The following is a 16340-nucleotide window of genomic DNA, read 5'->3' on the forward strand; positions in this document are numbered from 1 at the left end:
CCCCCAGCCCATGGCCTCCACAACGTCCCCGGTCAACCGAAGCCGAAGCGTCCCGGGCCCGTCAGGCGTGTACGAGGCCCGCCAGACAGACCCATCCGGCTCCACCCGGAACGCCGGATCCCGATGCCCCCGCCGATGCGGCGAAAGCGTCCCCAGCAGATCCAGCTCCCACGGCGGCCGCCACTCCCGCACCCGCGCGCCGCCGGTATCCACGGGCAGGGTCAAGTGTCGGCGGAGAAGCGGACGGCGGTCGGCGGGAGCTCCACGCCCGGCCACACGCGCAGGCCGCCGCGCAGCTCGTTGCCCGGCCCGACCACGGCGCCGTCGCCGAGGACCACGCCGTCCAGGACGGCACCGCCCCCCACCCGGGCGCCCCGGCTCAGCACCGAGTCGCGGACCGTGGCGCCTTCGGCGACGAACGCGTCGTCGAGCAGGACGCTGCCGGTCACGGTGGCGCCGGACTCGATCACGGCGCCCCGGCCGATGGACGTGCCGCCGGCGACGACCGCGTCCGCGGCGACGCTCGCACCGGGGAGCGTGAGGCGCTCACCGGGCTCGCCGGGCATCGCCGGGGACGCCAACGCCCCGAGGACCAGGTCGCGGGAGCCGCGGACGAACGCCTCGGGCGTGCCGACGTCCAGCCAGTAGCCCGACTCGACGTGCCCCATCACCGTGGCGCCGGACGCGATGAGCGCCGGGAACGTCTCCCGCTCCACGGACACGACCTCGCCCTCGGGGATCGTGTCGATGACCGAGCGCCGGAAGACGTAGCAGCCCGCGTTGATCTGGTTCGTCACCGGATCCGGCGTCTTCTCCAGGAACGCGGTGACGCGCCCGTGGTCGTCGGTGGGCACGCAGCCGAAGCGGGAGGGGTCGTCGACCTCGGTCAGGTGCAGCGTCACCGCGGCCCCGGCCTCCTCGTGCAGCTTGACCTGGGCGCGCACGTCGTGGCCGGACAGGATGTCGCCGTTCAGGATCAGCACCGGGTCGTCCGGGCCGGAGGTCAGTGCCCGCGCGGCGTTGCGGATGGCGCCGCCGGTGCCGAGCGGCTCGTCCTCGACGACGTAGACCAGGTCGACGCCGTGCGCGCGGTTGCCGAACGCCTCCTCGAACATCTCCGCCCGGTAGGACGTCGCGAACACGATGCGCTCGACGCCCTCGGCGTGCGCCCGCGCGAGCTGGTGGGCGAGGAACGCCACCCCGGCCGTGGGCAGCAGCGGCTTCGGGGTGGAGATGGTCAGCGGCCGCAGCCGCGTCCCCTGCCCTCCGACCAGCAAAATCGCTTCCACTCGGTTCCCTTCTCCACCGCGGGCGTGGTGGAGGCGAGCCTACTGGGTGCGGCCGGTTTTGGTTGATTGGTACTGGTCGACGGCGCGCTGGTAGGAGGCCAGGTGGGCTTCGGCCGAAGCGGACCAGGAGAACTCGCCCGCGCGGACGTGGGCGGCGTCGGCGAGGGCGGAGCGGCGGGACGGGTCGTCGAACAGCTCGTCGAGCGCCGTGCCGATGCCGGACGGGTCGGGCTCGGTGTAGGCGACCGCGTCGCCGCCCACCTCGGGGAGGGGGCCGCGCCGGGTCGTCAGGACGGGCGCGCCGCAGGACATGGCCTCCAGCACCGGGAGGCCGAAGCCCTCGCCGCGGCTGGGGAGGGCGACGACCAGCGCGCCGCCGAAGAAGCCCGGCAGGGCCGACCGGGACAGGTAGCCGGGGCGCAGCACGCGCAGGTTCAGCGGGACGGTCGCGAGCGCGGCGTCGACCTCGTCGTCCCAGCCGCCGCCGCCCGCGAGGACGAGCGCCGGGGCGTCCGGGCGGTGCTCGCAGGCGCGCACCCAGCCGCGGATCAGGTTCGGGACGTTCTTGCGAGGCTCCAGCGCCCCCAGGTACGCGACGTAGGGGTGGCCGTGCAGGCCGAGCCGGTCGGAGACCTGCTTGATCTCCGCCTCGGACGGCCGGTGGAACACCTGCTGGTCGACGCCGTGGTAGGCGACGTCGATGCCGGCGGGGTCGGCGCCGAGGACGCGGACCAGCTCGTCCCGCGTCGCCTGGGACGGGGCGATCAGCCGGGTGGCGCGGCGCGCGGCGGTGCGGGTCGCCGACTTGACGTAGGTGGTGCGGACCGGGTCGTACGGCTCCGGCTCGGCGAACAGCGTCACGTCGTGGATCGTCACCACCGTCGGCAGCGCCAGGCTGACCGGGATCGTGTAGGTCGGCAGGTGGAGGACGTCCGCGCCGACGCGCTCGGCGACGTGCGGGAGGCTCGACTGCTCCCAGGCGAGACGGGTGGCGCGGTGCGACAGGCCCGCCGGGCCGGCGACGACCTGCGCGCCGGGGACGAGGCCCGCGTAGCGTTTCTCGTCCGCCCGCTGGCAGGCGACCGCCAGGTCCGCGCCCTGCGCGTGCAGGGCGCACAGCAGCCCGTCGACATACCGGCCGAGCCCGCCGCGGTCGGCCGGCACGGCGGTCGCGTCGAGCAGAATCCGAGGCGCCACGGTCTCTCCCCCATCCGCGGTGGCGTAGATCACCCTTTACCGTCCGAGCCTACGCCCGTTGGTGCCCCTCGCGCGGCACCTCATTCACGCCCGCGCACGCCCGGAGATCACCTTTTGCGGGCGTGGATGAGGACGATGCTCCCGCGGTCGTTCGGGGCTCTGCGGTCGGCGAGCGCCACGAGGGGGGTGAGCGGCGCCGCCGCGTTGAAGCCGACCTTGCCGCCGTAGGTGGAGAGCGACAGGTAGAGGCGCTCGGTCGCGGCGGTGCGGAACTGGTAGCTGTACCTGACGAGGTCGAGGCCGCGCTCGTCCATGAGCTTGCGGAGGCTGTCGTGGGTGTAGGTGTGCTGGACGTGGTACTTGGCCTTGTGCGCGTCGCGCAGCTTCGGCCAGGTGTCGGCGCGGCTCAGCACGTCGGCGGACATGAAGATCTCGCCGCCGGGCTTGAGGACGCGCGCCATCTCGTCCAGCGACCGGCCGCCGTCGTCGAAGTGCTCGATCGCGCAGACCGACAGGACCGCGTCGAACGAGCCGTCGGCGAACGGGAGGCGCAGCGCGTCGCACTCGATCAGCGCGGGCGCGTGCGCGAGCGTCCGGCCGTACGCCATCTTTCCCCGCGCGAGGTCGATGGAGACGGCGTCGGCGCCGCGCCGGCGTGCCCGGCCGGCCCAGTAGCCGTCGCCGCCGGCGACGTCGAGGACGCGGCGGCCGCGCAGGTCACGCCCCATCCAGTCGAGGAGCGTCCCCGCCTCGCGATACCGGCACACGTGCACCTGGTGGCCCATGAAGGCGACCACATCCGAGATCTTCATCGCCCCCAACTGTAGGCGGCGCGGGCGGCCGGGAGGCCCGGTTCGCCTACCCTGGGCGCGTGAAGATGAAGGTCGTCGCCGTGCGCGTGCTGCGGGTCCTCCTGGTGCTGCTCGCGCTGGCGTTCTGCGCCTACAGCGTGGTCTCCCAGCGTGACGAGGCGGTGCACGCCTTCCGGCAGATGTCGTGGGCGACGCTGGCCGCGGCGCTGGCGGCGGGGCTCGCCGGGCTCTTCGTCTGGATGCTGGGCTGGCGGGAGTTCCTCGGCGGCCTCGGCTCGCCGCTGCCCGTCCGCGCCATCTTCCGGATCTCCGGGATCTCGCAGCTCGGCAAGTACGTGCCGGGCAAGGTCTGGGCGCTGGTGACGCAGATCGAGATGACCCGGGAGCACGACGTGCCCCCCGAGCGCAGCTTCGGGTCGACGATGCTCGCGGTCGCGACGTCCACGGCGTGCGGGCTGGCCGTCGCGGCGGTGACGCTGCCGCTGACGTCGGTGACGGCGCGCGAAGACTACTGGTACCTGTTCCTGCTGGCGCCGGTCCTGCTGGCGCTGCTCCACCCGCGGATCGTGAGCTGGTCGCTGGGGCTGATGCTCCGGGTGATCCGGCGGCCGCCGCTGGAGCGCCCGGTGAGCCTGGCCGTCACGCTGCGCGCCATCGGCTGGACGGTCCTCGGCTGGATCCTGTTCGGCGCGCACACCTGGCTGCTGTGCGACGCCGTCGGCGGCGACGGCGCGGGCCTGCCGTTCCTCGCGACGGGCGCGTACGCGCTGGCGTTCGTCGCCGGGTTCCTCGTCTTCATCGCGCCGGGCGGCATCGGGGCGCGGGAGGCCGCGCTGACGGTGGTGCTGACCCCGGCGCTGCCGGCGGGCGCGCCGGTCGTGGTCGCGATCGCGTCCCGGGTGCTGCTGACCGCCGCCGACCTCATCGTCGCCGGCATCGCGCTGCTGCTCGGGCGCACGACCCCGGCGCCGGGGAATGAACCGCCGGCCAAGGAGCTTGTGAGGGATACGCACCCTACGAAGGAGGGACCGTGACCGCCCCGATCACCGTGACCGACGCGACGTTCGCGGACGAGGTCCTCGGCAGCGACACCCCCGTGCTCGTCGACTTCTGGGCCGACTGGTGCGGCCCCTGCCGGATGGTCGCCCCCGTCCTCGACCAGATCGCCGCGGAGCAGGACGGCAAGCTCAAGATCGCGAAGCTGGACTACGACGCGAACCCCGAGACCCCCAACAAGTACGGCGTGATGGGCCTGCCGACGCTGCTGCTCATCAAGAACGGCGAGGTCGTCGAGCAGATCGTGGGCGCCAAGCCCAAGCGCGCCCTGCTGAAGGTCATCGAGCCGCACCTCTGAGCGCCGTGAGCGCGTCGAGGTAGGCGGCCCACACGGGGGCGTGGTCGACCGGGCGGACGCCGGAGCGGAGGCGTTCCGGCTCGCCCGGCGCGTAGAAGCGGTGCAGGGCTTCGGCCAGGGACGCGGTGTCGCCGGGCGCGCAGACGAGGCCGTCCACGCCGTCGCGGACCTGGCCGGCGAAGCCGCCGACGTCGGTCGCGATGACCGGGAGGCCGTGCTCGTGGGCCATCCACACGTTCTGCGACGCGGTCGCCGTCCGGTACGGCAGGACGAGCGCGTCGGCGGCGGCGAACAGCCCCGGCACGTCGGCGGCCGGGACGTAGCCCGGCCGCAGCTCGACCCGCGCGGTGAGGTCCAGCGAGCGGATCAGCTCGCGCGTCTCGTCCAGCCCGCCCCAGAACTCCCCCGCGACGGTCAGCCCCACGTCGGCCGGCCCCTCGGCGAGGGCGCGCAGCAGGACGTCCAGCCCCTTGTACGGGCGGACGATCCCGAAGAACAGCAGCCGGCGCCGCACCTTCGCGTCGCCCGGTGCGGCGGCGGGGCCCACCGGCAGGTGCGCGGGCATCTCGGCGACGCTGACGGGCCGCCCGGTGAGCCCCCGCGCCAGTTCCGCCTGCGCCTCCGAGTGGACGAGGACGCCGTCCACCTTGCGCAGCAGGCGCTTCATCAGCGGCGCGTCGTAGGGCTTGCGCTCGTGCGGCAGGACGTTGTGGCAGAGCGCCACCGTCCGCGCGCCGCGCCGCAGGCCCGCGAGGATGCCCAGGTAGGACGGCACCTGGACCGGGCTCAGCACCGCGAAGACCACGAGGTCGTAGGCGCGCAGGTCGCGTCCGGTGCGGTACCAGCCGTCGGGGCGGCGCCAGTCGAGCCGCCGCCGCGTCCCCGGGAACGGCTCGCCCTCCGGGTCGGAGATCGTCTGCTGCCCCGGGTAGAGGAACCCGGGGTACTGGGCGCGCCACGACTCGATGGCCACCTCGTGGCCCGCCGCCGCCAGCCGGTGCGCCAGCTCGGTCGTGTGGTGCGCGCCGCCGCCCTTGTACGGGAACGCCGGCCCGACGATGGCGATCCTGAGTGTGCGGGGCATGCGCTAGACGTCGCCGCGCGATCGGACGATCAGGTCGGCCAGCAGCGCCAGCGACGCGATGATCAGCCCCGTCACGAAGATCATGATGGTGTTGTTGGCGAAGTACCCGAAGTGGGCGATCATGTCGTACACGCCCTTGCCCAGCCCGATCAAGATCAGCCACAGCGCGGGCGGCATCAGCACCTTGAGCGGGTTGAAGTACATGACCATCCGCAGCACCTGCAGGATGTAGCGGTAGGCGTCCTTCGTGAAGTGGAACTTCGACTTCCCGGCACGCTTGGCGTAGTCGATCGGCATGTAGTGGACCGGGTGCTGGTTCGACAGGAACGCGATCGTGATCGTCGTGACGCAGGAGAACCCGGGCGGCAGCAGCCGCAGGTACGGCAGCGACACCTCGCGGCGGAACGCGCGCAGCCCCGAGTTCAGGTCGGGGATCTTGGAGTTGGTGAGCCGCTCGGCGACCTTGCGGATGAACCACTTGGCGGGCACCCGCAGCGCCTTGTGCGAGCCCTCCTCGCTCTTGCGCGCCCCCACGACCTGGTCGATGGACGGGTCGGTGTCGAGCAGCTCCACCAGCTCGGGGATGCGCTCGTTGGGGTAGGACATGTCGGCGTCGGTCCAGACGACGATGTCGCCGCGGGCCTGCTGGGAGCCGATGCGGCGCACGGTGCCCGAGCCGCTGTTGTGCTGGAACGCGATGACCCGCATGTTCGGGAAGCGGGGCGCGGCCTCCTCCAGCCGGGCGAGCGTCGCGTCGGTCGAGCAGTCGTCGACGGCCAGCAGCTCGTAGCTCTTGCCGCTCGCGTCCATCGCCGCGCAGATGCGCTCGACCTCGTCGATCACGTGGTCCTGCTCGTTGTAGCAGGGCAGCACGATCGTGACGTGGACCGGCCGCTCCGCGGGCTCGGCCGCGTCCGGCGCCGCCTCCGGCGCGCGCACGGGGCCGGGCGCGGGCGGCACGGCCGGCGCGGCCGGCGGCGCGGGCGGCGCCCCGGCGGCGGGCTCGGCCATCGGCTCGGCGGACTGGGTCTCGGCAGACTGGGTGCTCACGCAGCGCGAGGATACTCGCCCGGACGCGCCGGAGCCGCCCGAAGCGGCGGAGCGGCCGGGACGCGCCGCCGCTCAGGACCGGCCGGGTTCGGCGATCCAGACCTCCATCGACAGGCCCCACGTCCCGCCGGGCGGCTCGGTGAGGGTGCGGCCGTCCTGCCGCGTGTCGAGCCGCAGGACCCGGGACGGCGGCCCGTACGGCGCGACCTGCTCCGCCTTCGCCGCCATCATGACCGGGCGGCGGCCGGCGTCGCGCACCCCGCCGATGACGCGCCGCACGTCGGCGGGTGTCGCCGCGGCGGTGGTGCGCGCGGCGGGCCGCCCGCACATGCCGCGCACGACCTGCAGGAACCGGTCGGCGGTGGAGTGCTCGACGACCACGACCGAGGCGTCCGGCGGCAGCGCGCCGCACATTCCCTCGACGGCGGCCACCTCGTGCCGCTCCGTCCGCGTCACGAGGTACCCGCCGGACGTCAGCACGACCGGCACCAGCAGGAGCCCGACGCCGGTGACCGCGCCGATCCGCATCGCGCGCGGCGAGTAGCCGAGGCGGCGGACGCGCCGGAACGTCCAGGCCGCGGCGAACACGGTGAACAGCAGCAGGCCGGGGATGACGAGGCCGATCAGCCGCCGGGACGCCCACGGGTGGTCGGGGGTGATGCCCGGCCGCAGCAGCACCTGCGTCGTCGTCCAGACGACCATCGCGTAGGGCAGCAGCCATTCGGTGGACTGCCCGCGCAGCAGCCGCCGCACCAGCAGCGCCGCGCCGAGCGCCGCGAACAGTAGCGCGGGCGGGCCGATGTACCAGGCGACCCAGTGCAGCGACAGCTCGGAGTACTGGCGGGTGCCGTCCACGGGGAGGTGCTGGATGCGCTGGATCGTCTCGATGAAGCGGACGTTCATCTCGTCGTCCGCCGTGGCCGGGGGGCGGCGGACGGTCTGCACCAGCGGCCGGACCGCGAACCCCAGCAGGACCAGCACGGTCAGCACGGCGGCGGCGCCCGGCAGCCTGCCCCGCGCGACCGCGGCGCCGGCGCGCCGCACCCGCGGGCCCGTCCGGTTCCAGCGCAGCACCGCCACCATCACGGCCGTCCCGGTGACGATCGCCCCCGTGATGACCAGCAGCGGCGTGAGCGACGCCTCCAGGTAGGTCAGGTACGGCCGGGAGAGGCCGAAGCCCTCGGCGAGCCCGGCGCCGGCGCCGAGCAGCAGCCCGCCGCCCAGCCACCGGCCGGTCCGCCGCCCGAGCGCCGCCAGCAGCCCGGCGAAGACGAGGGCCGGCAGGATGTCGCGCAGGCCGTCGATGCGGACCAGGACGATCAGGCCGAGCGCGAGCCCGGCAAGGAACGCCAGCCGGTCGGCCCGGCGGCCCTCCGCGCGCCGGGCGTCGTGCAGCAGCGACAGCCCGCCCAGCAGCAGCACGATCGCGGGCGGCTCGCTGAAGGTGTTGCGGGACACGTAGAGCATCGGCAGCGTCAGCGCGAGCAGCAGCGCGCCGGCCGGCGCCCAGCGGGGCCCGACGAGGCGGGCGACCAGCCCGGCGAACGCCAGCACGCAGCACGCGCCGAGCAGCGGCGCGGCCAGCAGGATGCCGTGGGTGCCGCCCGCCCAGCCGCCGAGCGTGAGCAGCAGCGGCAGCCCCGCCATGAACTGCGGGACGATCGCGCCGTCCGCCTGGTAGAAGGCGGGGCTCTCGTAGGCGAGGGCGGGGTCGGGGCCGCCGAACGCCTGCTCCGACAGCGGGATCGGCAGCGATCCGTGCCCGGCCAGCCAGGTCGCGAACTGCACGTAGGAGGCGGGGTCGCGGCGGACGATGATCTGCTCCGCGCACATGGCGATCTGGAGCACCAGGAACGCCGCCGCGATGCCGAAGACGGTGATGAGCGGCCACCACGGCACCGGCCCCCGGCCCGGCAGTTCCCGCCGTCCGGGCGCGTCGCCGCCGCCCGGCCCGGACCGCAGGCCGAGCCAGAGGACGAGCGCCGCGACGGGGACGAACAGCGCCAGCGCCGGGACCGGGCGGAGCGCGCCGGCCATCAGCAGCGGGAGCGATACGGCCAGCCACGCCACGATGAGCAGCGTCGGGACGACGGTCACGCGCACGAGCAGCCGACCCGCGTCCAATGTTCCCGCCCCGTGCCCGTCCGTCGACTCCTCCACCCGTGCGGAGCGTAGCGGTCCCGGCAGGGTGATGACGTCACAGCGATCACGCGGGCATACGCTCGCCCCATGAGCGCACACGCCGGGAACACGGGCGGCGGCACGGGCAGGGATGCGGGCGGGGAGACGGCCGGTCCCGCTGAGCTGCTGCGGCGCCGGCTGGCGGACGACCCGTCCAGCCCGCTGGTGACCTTCTACGACGACGCGAGCGGCGAACGCGTCGAGCTGTCCGCGCGGACGTTCGACAACTGGGTCGCCAAGACCGCGAACTTCCTGGTCGACGGGCTGGCCGCCGAGCCGGGCACGCGGGCCGTGCTCGTCCTGCCGCCGCACTGGCAGACCGCCGTCTGGCTGATGGCCTGCTGGTCCGCCGGGGTCGTGGCCGAGCCGGTCGACCCCGCGGCGGTCCGCGGGCGCGGCGCCGCCGGCGCGACGGCCGAACCGGCGGGGCCCGCCGAGCCGTACATCCTTGCGGTGGCGGAGGAGGTGCTCGACGACGTGCTCACCGACGAGGTACTGGCGGGCGGGGCCGAGGAGATCGTCGGGCTCTCGCTGCACGCCCTCGGCGGCCCGCTGGCCGACGGCCCGCCCGGCGTCACCGACTACTCCGCGGAGGTCCGCGGCCATGGCGACCGCTTCGTCCCCGACCCGGAGGTCACGCCCGAGACGCCCGCGATCCGTGTGACAAACGCCACACTCAGCGGCGCGGAGCTCGTCGCGGCCGGGCGCGCGGCGGCCGGGAAGTGGCGGCTGGAGGCGCGCGACCGGCTCCTGGTCGGCATGTCGTTCGGGACGCTCGACGGCGTGCTCACCGGGCTGGTGGCACCATTGATCTCGGGAGCTTCCGTCATAATCCAACGAAACTTCGACAAAGCTACGCTAGATCGTCGCCTCACCATGGAGCATGTGACGGTGGTCGCCGGTCTGCCCGGATGGAATGCCGAATCCGGGGACCCGCACCGGCTCGCCTGACTACGCTCTCCTTGCCCTCGTCCAGTACCCGACCGCCCAGGACCAGTACCGACCGCAGCACCCGACACCGGAAGCACCGGCCGCCCCCGCGGGGCGCGGCCCGGCCCCCGGATCTGCCTACCCCGGGATCACGGAGCCCATGAACAGCAACCCGATGTACATGGAGTACGTCGACGACGCCGACCCAGAGCCGGCGCCGCGACGCGGCTGGCGCATCCTCGGATGGGTGTGCATCGGAATGTCGGTGCTGATGGTCGTCGGGTCCCTCACCGCCTACGGCGTGTACCGCCAGGCGTTCGGGAACATCTCGCACGAGGACGTCAACGCCCGGCTCGGCCCCGACCGGCCGAAGAAGCTGAACAAGGCGCTGAACATCCTGCTGCTCGGGTCCGACACCCGCACGGGCGCCAACGCCAAGTACGGGCGCCAGCTGAAGAGCGACCCGCCCCGCTCGGACACGATGATCCTGCTGCACCTGTCCCCCGGCGGCGGCCAGGCGATGGCGATCAGCTTCCCGCGCGACCTCATGGTCCGGATGCCGTCCTGCAAGGGGGAGAGCGGCCAGGTCTACCCGGCGGAGGAGCGCGCCCAGATCAACTCGGCGTTCACCAAGGGCGGCGCCGCCTGCGTCATCAAGACGATCGAGAGCATCTCCAACATCCGCGTCGACCACTTCATGCAGGTCGACTTCAACGGGTTCAAGTCGATCACGAACGCGATCGGCGGGGTCCCGGTGTGCCTGCCGAAGGCGGTCAACGACCCCAAGTCGAAGCTCCGGCTCGGCGCGGGCAAGCACAACATCAAGGGTGAGACGGCCCTGGCCTACGTGCGCGTCCGGCACGGCCTCGGCGACGGCTCCGACCTCGACCGCATCAAGCGCCAGCAGAAGTTCATGGGCGCCCTCGCCAACAAGGCGCTGAGCGCGGGCGTGATCAGCAATCCCAAGAAGCTGCTCGCCCTGATGAACGCGGTGACCAAGTCGCTCACCACCGACAGCGAGCTGACGCCGCAGGTCATGATGGACATCGCCCAGGAGATGCAGGGCGTCAGCTCCGGCAAGCTGCGGTTCGTCACCGTCCCCTCCGGGCCCGACCCGCTGGACCCGAACCGCGTGGCGCTCAGCGCGAACGCCCAGCCGTTCTTCGCCGCCGTCCGCAGCGACAAGACCGTGCCCGAGAAGCCCAAGGCCGGCGCGCAGCGCATCCCGCCGAACCAGGTCCGGGTGCGCGTCTTCAACGGCAGCGGCATCGACGGCCAGGCGAGCCGCGTCGCCGACGACCTGGAGTCGCAGGGCTTCCAGGTCACCGTCGGCGGAAACGCGCCTTCCCTGACCGCGACCACGCGGGTGCTGTACGGTTCGGGTGCCGACCAGCACTCCAAGACGCTGGCCGCACTCATCCCGAGCAATCCGCGGCCCGCCGCGCGCAGCGGCGGCACCCCGGGCATCGTCGACCTGGTCGTCGGACGCGACTGGACGAACCTGAAGAGCGCCGGGGGCGGCATTCCCAAGCAGCAGGGCGAGATCCGCGCGAACGAAGACATCTGCAAGGAGACCTAGGCCGGCAGCCTATGACGTACACCACCAGGCATTCGGGAGCCGACACCGCGCCGCGCGACGGCCGGCCGCTGTCCACCGATCCCACGGCCCCGGCGCCGGAGGCGCTCGCCCCGGCGGCGCCCGCCCCGCGCGACGCCGGCGCCGCGGAGGCCCCCGCGCCGCGCAAGCAGCGCGACCCGTTCTTCGACAACGCCAAGTACTTCGCGATCCTCCTGGTGGTGGTGGGCCACTCCCTGGCCTACCTGCAGGACGTCCCGCTCGCGCAGGGGCTGTACCTGTTCATCTACATGTTCCACATGCCGCTGTTCATCGTGATCACCGGCTACTTCTCGCGGAACTGGACGTTCTCCGGCGGCAAGGCGCGCAAGCTCATCACCAACGTCGGGGTGCCGTACGTGGTGTTCGAGTTCGCCTACTCCATCTACGACTGGCTGGCGGGCCGCAACGCGCTGGAGATCAGCCTGCTGAACCCGTACTACCTGACGTGGTTCCTGTGCGCGCTGTTCATGTGGCGGCTGTCCACCCCGGTCTGGCAGCAGATCCGCTGGCCGCTGGCCGTGGCGCTGGGCTTCTCGCTGCTGTCGTACATGAGCGACCTCGGCGGGACGTTCGACATCCACCGGGTGATCGGGCTGCTGCCCTTCTACGTCCTCGGCCTCACCCTGAAGCCGCAGCACTTCGAGCTGCTGAAGAAGCCGATCGCGCGGCCGATCGGGGCCGCGGTGCTCGCCGTCGGGTTCGCCGCCTCGTTCTTCGTCATGGACCGCATGTCGCGCGGGTGGGTCTACTGGAAGCACCCCCACGAGGACTTCAACGTCAGCAACTTCACCGGTTCGCTGATGCGGCTGGCGATGTTCGCCTGCGCGATCGTCCTCGTGGCCGCGTTCCTCACCCAGATCCCGCGCAAGCGGTACTGGTTCACCGGCCTGGGCGCCGCGACGCTGTACGCCTACCTGCTGCACGGGTTCGTCACCCGGGCGATGAACTTCACCGGCTGGTGGGGCATCGACTGGATGCACAACCCGGTCGGCGTCACGCTCGTGGCCTGCATCGCCGTCGTGGTCGGGACGTTCCTGTGCTCGAAGTACGTCGTGCGGACGATGAGCTGGGCGCTGGAGCCCAAGATGACGTGGGTGTTCACCCCGCTGCGCCGCCCCGGCCGCCGCGGCTAGCGCCGCAAACTCACACATCTGGCCACATCTCCCCCCACTGAGGGCTAGAGTCGCCCGTGCCTCCACGTGAACGGCTGTCAGCTACTGAATGAAGCTTTCGGAGACATGACCGACACCATCCCTCCGCCGCGTCCCCCCGTGTCCGGCCCGCCGCCGAACGCCGGCGCACCGGCCGCTACCGCCCCCGACGTCACCGCACCGGACCTCACCGCCTCCGGCACGATGACGGGGAGCCCCGCACCGGGTAGTACCGCACCGGTGAGCACGGGCGCCCGGACCGCGGTGCTGGACCCGCAGGGCCCCGCCGGGACCGCGGCGCCCGCGGCGCCGCGGCAGCGGGACGCCTTCTTCGACAACGCCAAGTTCTTCACCGCGGCCCTCGTCGTCGTGGGGCACGTCTGGGCGGAGTACGGGGACAGCACCGCCGCGCGGGCGGCGTACGTGGTGCTCTACGGCTTCCACATGCCGGTGTTCGTCTTCATCGCCGGCTACTTCTCGCGCGGGTTCATGCGATCGACGGACAAGTTCCGCAGTATCTTCCCCACGCTGATCGTTCCGTACGTGATTTTCATCCTGCTCTACCGGGCGCAACTCGTTCTCATCAACGACGTTGATTTCAGCTTGAGTGCGCTTTTCCGGCCGCATTTCCTGATGTGGTTCCTGATCGCCATGGTGTTCTGGCGGCTGAGCGCCCCGCTGTGGGGGCACCTCCGCCATCCCGTGCTGATCGCGGTGGCGCTGAGCCTCGCCGCCGGCTGCTGGGCGTTCACCGCCGACTCGACGCTCAGCCGCACCGCCGGGCTGCTCCCGATCTTCGTGCTGGGCCTGACGATCGACCCCCGGCACATCCAGTGGCTGCGCCGCTCCTGGACGCGTTGGGCCGGCCTCGCCGTGCTCGCCCTGGCGCTCCCCGTCGCCTACATCTGGGAGAAGGGCGTCGTCGTCCCCCGGATGGACCGCGGGTTCATCCTCTGGAACCAGGGCTACGAGGACATGGGCTTCGGGGCCCTGACCGGTTCGGGCTACCGCCTCGCGGCGCTCGGCTTCGCCGTTTTCCTCGGCGCCGCCTTCCTCGCGGTGATCCCGCGAGGCCACTCCTGGTACACCCGGATGGGGACCCGGTCCATGTACGTGTACCTGCTCCACGGACTCATCGTGAAGACGTTCGACTACACCGGCGTCCTGGCCGAACCCGTCCTGCACACCCCGCTCGGCCTGGTCGGGGTGACCCTGCTGGCGGCCCTGCTCGGCGTCGTCCTCGCGACCGCGCCCGTCCAGCGGCTCACCCACTGGGCGGTCGAGCCCAAGGCCCGATGGCTGCTCAAGCCGTCCCATGCCAGGACATAAGATTTACCTACCACTTGTGGGTATGGTCCAGATTCACCGAGTAGCTGATTGGCCTACGTGTGAGCAGCGATAGCGGTATCTCCTTGAGCATCATCGTGCCGGTGCACAAAGTGCAGGGGTACATCAGGCAGTGCCTGGACTCGATCCTCGACCCGAGCCTGCCGAACCTGGAGGTCATCGCGGTCGACGACCGGTCCCCGGACGGCTGCGGGGAGATCCTCGACGAGTTCGCCGAGCGCGACTCGCGCGTCCGGGTGCGGCACCTTGAGGAGAACGTCGGGCTCGGGCACGCCCGCAACATCGGGCTCGACATGGCGACCGGCGACTACGTCTGGTTCTTCGACAGCGACGACTACGCGACGGAGGGCGCCGTCCGGGCCATCGTCGACCGGCTCGAAGAGACCCGCCCGGACGTCCTGGTCTTCGACTACGCCCGCGCCTACTGGAACGGCCGCGTCAAGCGCAGCGTCATCAACCACCTGTTCCGGGAGCCGCCCGCGCCGGACGTGTTCACGCTGGCGGAGCGCCCGAGCGTCCTTGAGATGATGATGACGGCGTGGAACAAGGCGATCCGCCGGGAGTTCCTCCTCGAACAGGACCTGCGGTTCAGCGGCGGCTACTACGAGGACCTCAACGTCACCTACCCGATCCTCATGGCCGCCGAGCGGCTGAGCCTGCTGGACCGGGTCTGCTACATCTACCGGCAGCGCCGCCGCGGCGCGATCACCCGCACCACCGGCGCCAAGCACTTCGACGCGTTCGCGCAGTACGACCGCGTCTTCGAGTTCATGAACCGGATGGGCGCCGAGGCCGACCCGTTCCGGCCGCTGATGTTCGACCGGACGATCTGGCACCTGCTCGTCATCATCGAGCGCGGCGACCGCGTCCACGAGTCCGACGAAGAGCGCTTCTTCGCCGAGATGTCGAAGACGTACGCCAAGTACGAGCCCGAGGGGCACGTCCCGCCCGACCCGGAGGACAAGCCGTTCCTCGCCGACAAGCACCGGATGGTGAAGGCGAACGACTACCGGGGCTTCCAGCGGGTGCGGGCGCAGGAGGTCAAGCACAAGGCGCGCCGCAAAGGCCACAAGATCACCCGGGCCGGGCGGCGCGGGGTGCGGCTGTCGAAGGACCTGGCCAAGGAGCGCCCCTACTACCGGATGCAGCGGCGGCTGGCGATCGACGAGAACCTCGCGGTGTTCGCCGCCTACTGGTACCGCGGCTACGCCTGCAACCCGGCGGCGATCTACGAGAAGGTCCGCGAGCTGGCCCCGCACATCCGCCCCGTGTGGGTGGTGAAGCCGGGCGGGCGCAAGACCATGCCGGAAGGCGTGGACTACGTCGTCTTCGGGTCCGCCGACTACTACCGGACGCTGGCCCGCGCGAAGTACTTCGTCAACAACGTCAACTTCCCCGACGAGTACGTGAAGCGGCCGGGGCAGGTGCACATGATGACGCAGCACGGCACCCCGCTGAAGAAGATGGGCCTCGACCAGATGGACTTCCCGGTCGGCGCCAAGGACATGGACTTCAAGGCCCTCATCACGCGCTCGGACCGCTGGGACTACCTCGTGTCGTCCAACCCGCTGTCCACCGAGGCGTGGGAGCGCGGCTTCCCCTGCAACTACGAGATGCTGGAGATCGGCTACCCGCGCAACGACCGGCTGGTGAACGCGATCGGCGACGAGGAGCAGCGGGCGGCGCTGCGCGCCGAGCTCGGCGTCCCGGCGGGCGCGACCGCGATCCTGTACGCGCCGACGCACCGCGACTACCAGCGCCAGTACAGCCCGATGTTCGACATCGGCCGGGTCATGGAGCAGCTCGGCGACGACCACGTCCTGCTGCTGCGGGCGCACTACTTCTACAAGATCGCGAACCTGGCGGCGGACATGGGCTGGCCGGAGGGCCGGATCATCGACGTGTCCCGGCACCCGTCGGTGGAGGACCTCGCCATCGCCTCCGACGCCCTGCTCACCGACTACTCGTCGATCATGTTCGACTACGCCAACCTCGGCAAGCCGATCGTGATCTACGCGAACGACTGGGAGACCTACAAGCTCACCCGCGGCGTCAACTTCGACCTGACCGCCACCCCGCCCGGCGTCGTCGCCTTCACCGAGGACGAGCTGGTCGAGGCGTTCGTGTCGCGGGCCGCGTGGAGCGACGCCGCGAGCAAGGACCTCGCGGACTTCAAGGCCCGGTTCTGCCCCTGGGACGACGGGCACGCGGCCGAGCGCGCCGTCCGGCGGATGTTCCTCGGCGAGAAGATCCCCAACCCGCCGCAGTAGCGCACGCCGCCCGCCGGCGGGCAGTACCATCCGCCCAGAGATCCGGCGCTCCCCGTC

13 protein-coding genes are annotated in these 16340 nt (G+C 72.0%); 7 read left to right on the plus strand and 6 right to left on the minus strand.

Annotated features, from left to right (window positions below):
- Positions 1-221: 221 nt before the first annotated feature.
- From E1200_RS20025 to E1200_RS20035, 3 genes are all read right to left on the minus strand, one after another.
- Positions 222-1289 (minus strand): NDP-sugar synthase, encoded by a 1068-nt coding sequence (locus tag E1200_RS20025; RefSeq protein ID WP_131953577.1) that lies wholly within the window; start codon positions 1287-1289, stop codon positions 222-224.
- Between the two features lie 39 nt (positions 1290-1328).
- Positions 1329-2486, minus strand: a complete 1158-nt coding sequence (locus E1200_RS20030; protein ID WP_131953578.1) for a glycosyltransferase family 1 protein — start codon at positions 2484-2486, stop codon at positions 1329-1331.
- Between the two features lie 107 nt (positions 2487-2593).
- Positions 2594-3298 carry a class I SAM-dependent methyltransferase gene (locus E1200_RS20035; RefSeq protein ID WP_131953579.1) on the minus strand — a complete coding sequence of 235 codons (705 nt, stop codon included), beginning with the start codon at positions 3296-3298 and terminating at the stop codon, positions 2594-2596.
- A 65-nt stretch (positions 3299-3363) separates the two neighbouring features.
- Here E1200_RS20035 and E1200_RS20040 point away from each other — a divergent pair, with 65 nt between their 5' ends.
- Together E1200_RS20040 and trxA are read left to right on the plus strand one after the other, a co-directional pair.
- Positions 3364-4332: a lysylphosphatidylglycerol synthase transmembrane domain-containing protein gene (locus E1200_RS20040; RefSeq protein WP_243708707.1), complete on the plus strand. Its 969-nt coding sequence runs from the start codon at positions 3364-3366 to the stop codon at positions 4330-4332.
- Positions 4329-4652 carry a thioredoxin gene (gene trxA / locus E1200_RS20045; protein ID WP_131953580.1) on the plus strand — a complete coding sequence of 108 codons (324 nt, stop codon included), beginning with the start codon at positions 4329-4331 and terminating at the stop codon, positions 4650-4652. Before E1200_RS20040 ends, trxA begins: the two co-directional genes overlap by 4 nt.
- Here trxA and E1200_RS20050 read toward each other — a convergent pair.
- The 3 genes from E1200_RS20050 to E1200_RS20060 all read right to left on the minus strand — a co-directional run bounded on the left by E1200_RS20050 (position 4633) and on the right by E1200_RS20060 (position 8946).
- Positions 4633-5736, minus strand: coding sequence for a glycosyltransferase family 4 protein (locus tag E1200_RS20050; RefSeq protein ID WP_131953581.1), 1104 nt, complete (start codon positions 5734-5736; stop codon positions 4633-4635). The two genes, trxA and E1200_RS20050, sit on opposite strands and share 20 nt — an antisense overlap.
- Positions 5737-5739: 3 nt before the next feature.
- Positions 5740-6786 (minus strand): glycosyltransferase family 2 protein, encoded by a 1047-nt coding sequence (locus tag E1200_RS20055; protein WP_243708706.1) that lies wholly within the window; start codon positions 6784-6786, stop codon positions 5740-5742.
- A gap of 72 nt (positions 6787-6858) precedes the next feature.
- Positions 6859-8946: a hypothetical protein gene (locus E1200_RS20060; protein ID WP_131953582.1), complete on the minus strand. Its 2088-nt coding sequence runs from the start codon at positions 8944-8946 to the stop codon at positions 6859-6861.
- Between the two features lie 69 nt (positions 8947-9015).
- Here E1200_RS20060 and E1200_RS20065 point away from each other — a divergent pair, with 69 nt between their 5' ends.
- The 5 genes from E1200_RS20065 to E1200_RS20085 all read left to right on the plus strand — a co-directional run bounded on the left by E1200_RS20065 (position 9016) and on the right by E1200_RS20085 (position 16283).
- Positions 9016-9918: a TIGR03089 family protein gene (locus tag E1200_RS20065; protein WP_131953583.1), complete on the plus strand. Its 903-nt coding sequence runs from the start codon at positions 9016-9018 to the stop codon at positions 9916-9918.
- 139 nt (positions 9919-10057) lie between these two features.
- Positions 10058-11476, plus strand: coding sequence for an LCP family protein (locus E1200_RS20070; RefSeq protein WP_131953584.1), 1419 nt, complete (start codon positions 10058-10060; stop codon positions 11474-11476).
- Between the two features lie 11 nt (positions 11477-11487).
- Positions 11488-12648, plus strand: coding sequence for an acyltransferase family protein (locus E1200_RS20075; RefSeq protein ID WP_131953585.1), 1161 nt, complete (start codon positions 11488-11490; stop codon positions 12646-12648).
- A 105-nt stretch (positions 12649-12753) separates the two neighbouring features.
- Positions 12754-13995, plus strand: coding sequence for an acyltransferase family protein (locus E1200_RS20080; RefSeq protein WP_131953586.1), 1242 nt, complete (start codon positions 12754-12756; stop codon positions 13993-13995).
- Between the two features lie 95 nt (positions 13996-14090).
- On the plus strand, positions 14091-16283 hold the full coding sequence (locus E1200_RS20085) for a bifunctional glycosyltransferase family 2 protein/CDP-glycerol:glycerophosphate glycerophosphotransferase (RefSeq protein WP_279484710.1): 2193 nt from the start codon (positions 14091-14093) through the stop codon (positions 16281-16283).
- Positions 16284-16340: the final 57 nt, after the last annotated feature.

Origin of the sequence: Actinomadura sp. GC306, assembly GCF_004348665.1 — a bacterium.
In the GTDB taxonomy this organism is placed as follows: domain Bacteria; phylum Actinomycetota; class Actinomycetes; order Streptosporangiales; family Streptosporangiaceae; genus Spirillospora.

What these genes read in the sequence shown, in the direction of transcription:
- E1200_RS20040 (WP_243708707.1), top strand. Translation starts at nt 3,364, where the DNA reads ATGAAGGTCGTCGCCGTGCGCGTGCTGCGGGTCCTCCTGGTGCTGCTC.
- E1200_RS20035 (WP_131953579.1), bottom strand. Translation starts at nt 3,298, where the DNA reads ATGAAGATCTCGGATGTGGTCGCCTTCATGGGCCACCAGGTGCACGTG.
- E1200_RS20075 (WP_131953585.1), top strand. Translation starts at nt 11,488, where the DNA reads ATGACGTACACCACCAGGCATTCGGGAGCCGACACCGCGCCGCGCGAC.
- E1200_RS20070 (WP_131953584.1), top strand. Translation starts at nt 10,058, where the DNA reads ATGAACAGCAACCCGATGTACATGGAGTACGTCGACGACGCCGACCCA.
- E1200_RS20050 (WP_131953581.1), bottom strand. Translation starts at nt 5,736, where the DNA reads ATGCCCCGCACACTCAGGATCGCCATCGTCGGGCCGGCGTTCCCGTAC.
- E1200_RS20080 (WP_131953586.1), top strand. Translation starts at nt 12,754, where the DNA reads ATGACCGACACCATCCCTCCGCCGCGTCCCCCCGTGTCCGGCCCGCCG.
- E1200_RS20065 (WP_131953583.1), top strand. Translation starts at nt 9,016, where the DNA reads ATGAGCGCACACGCCGGGAACACGGGCGGCGGCACGGGCAGGGATGCG.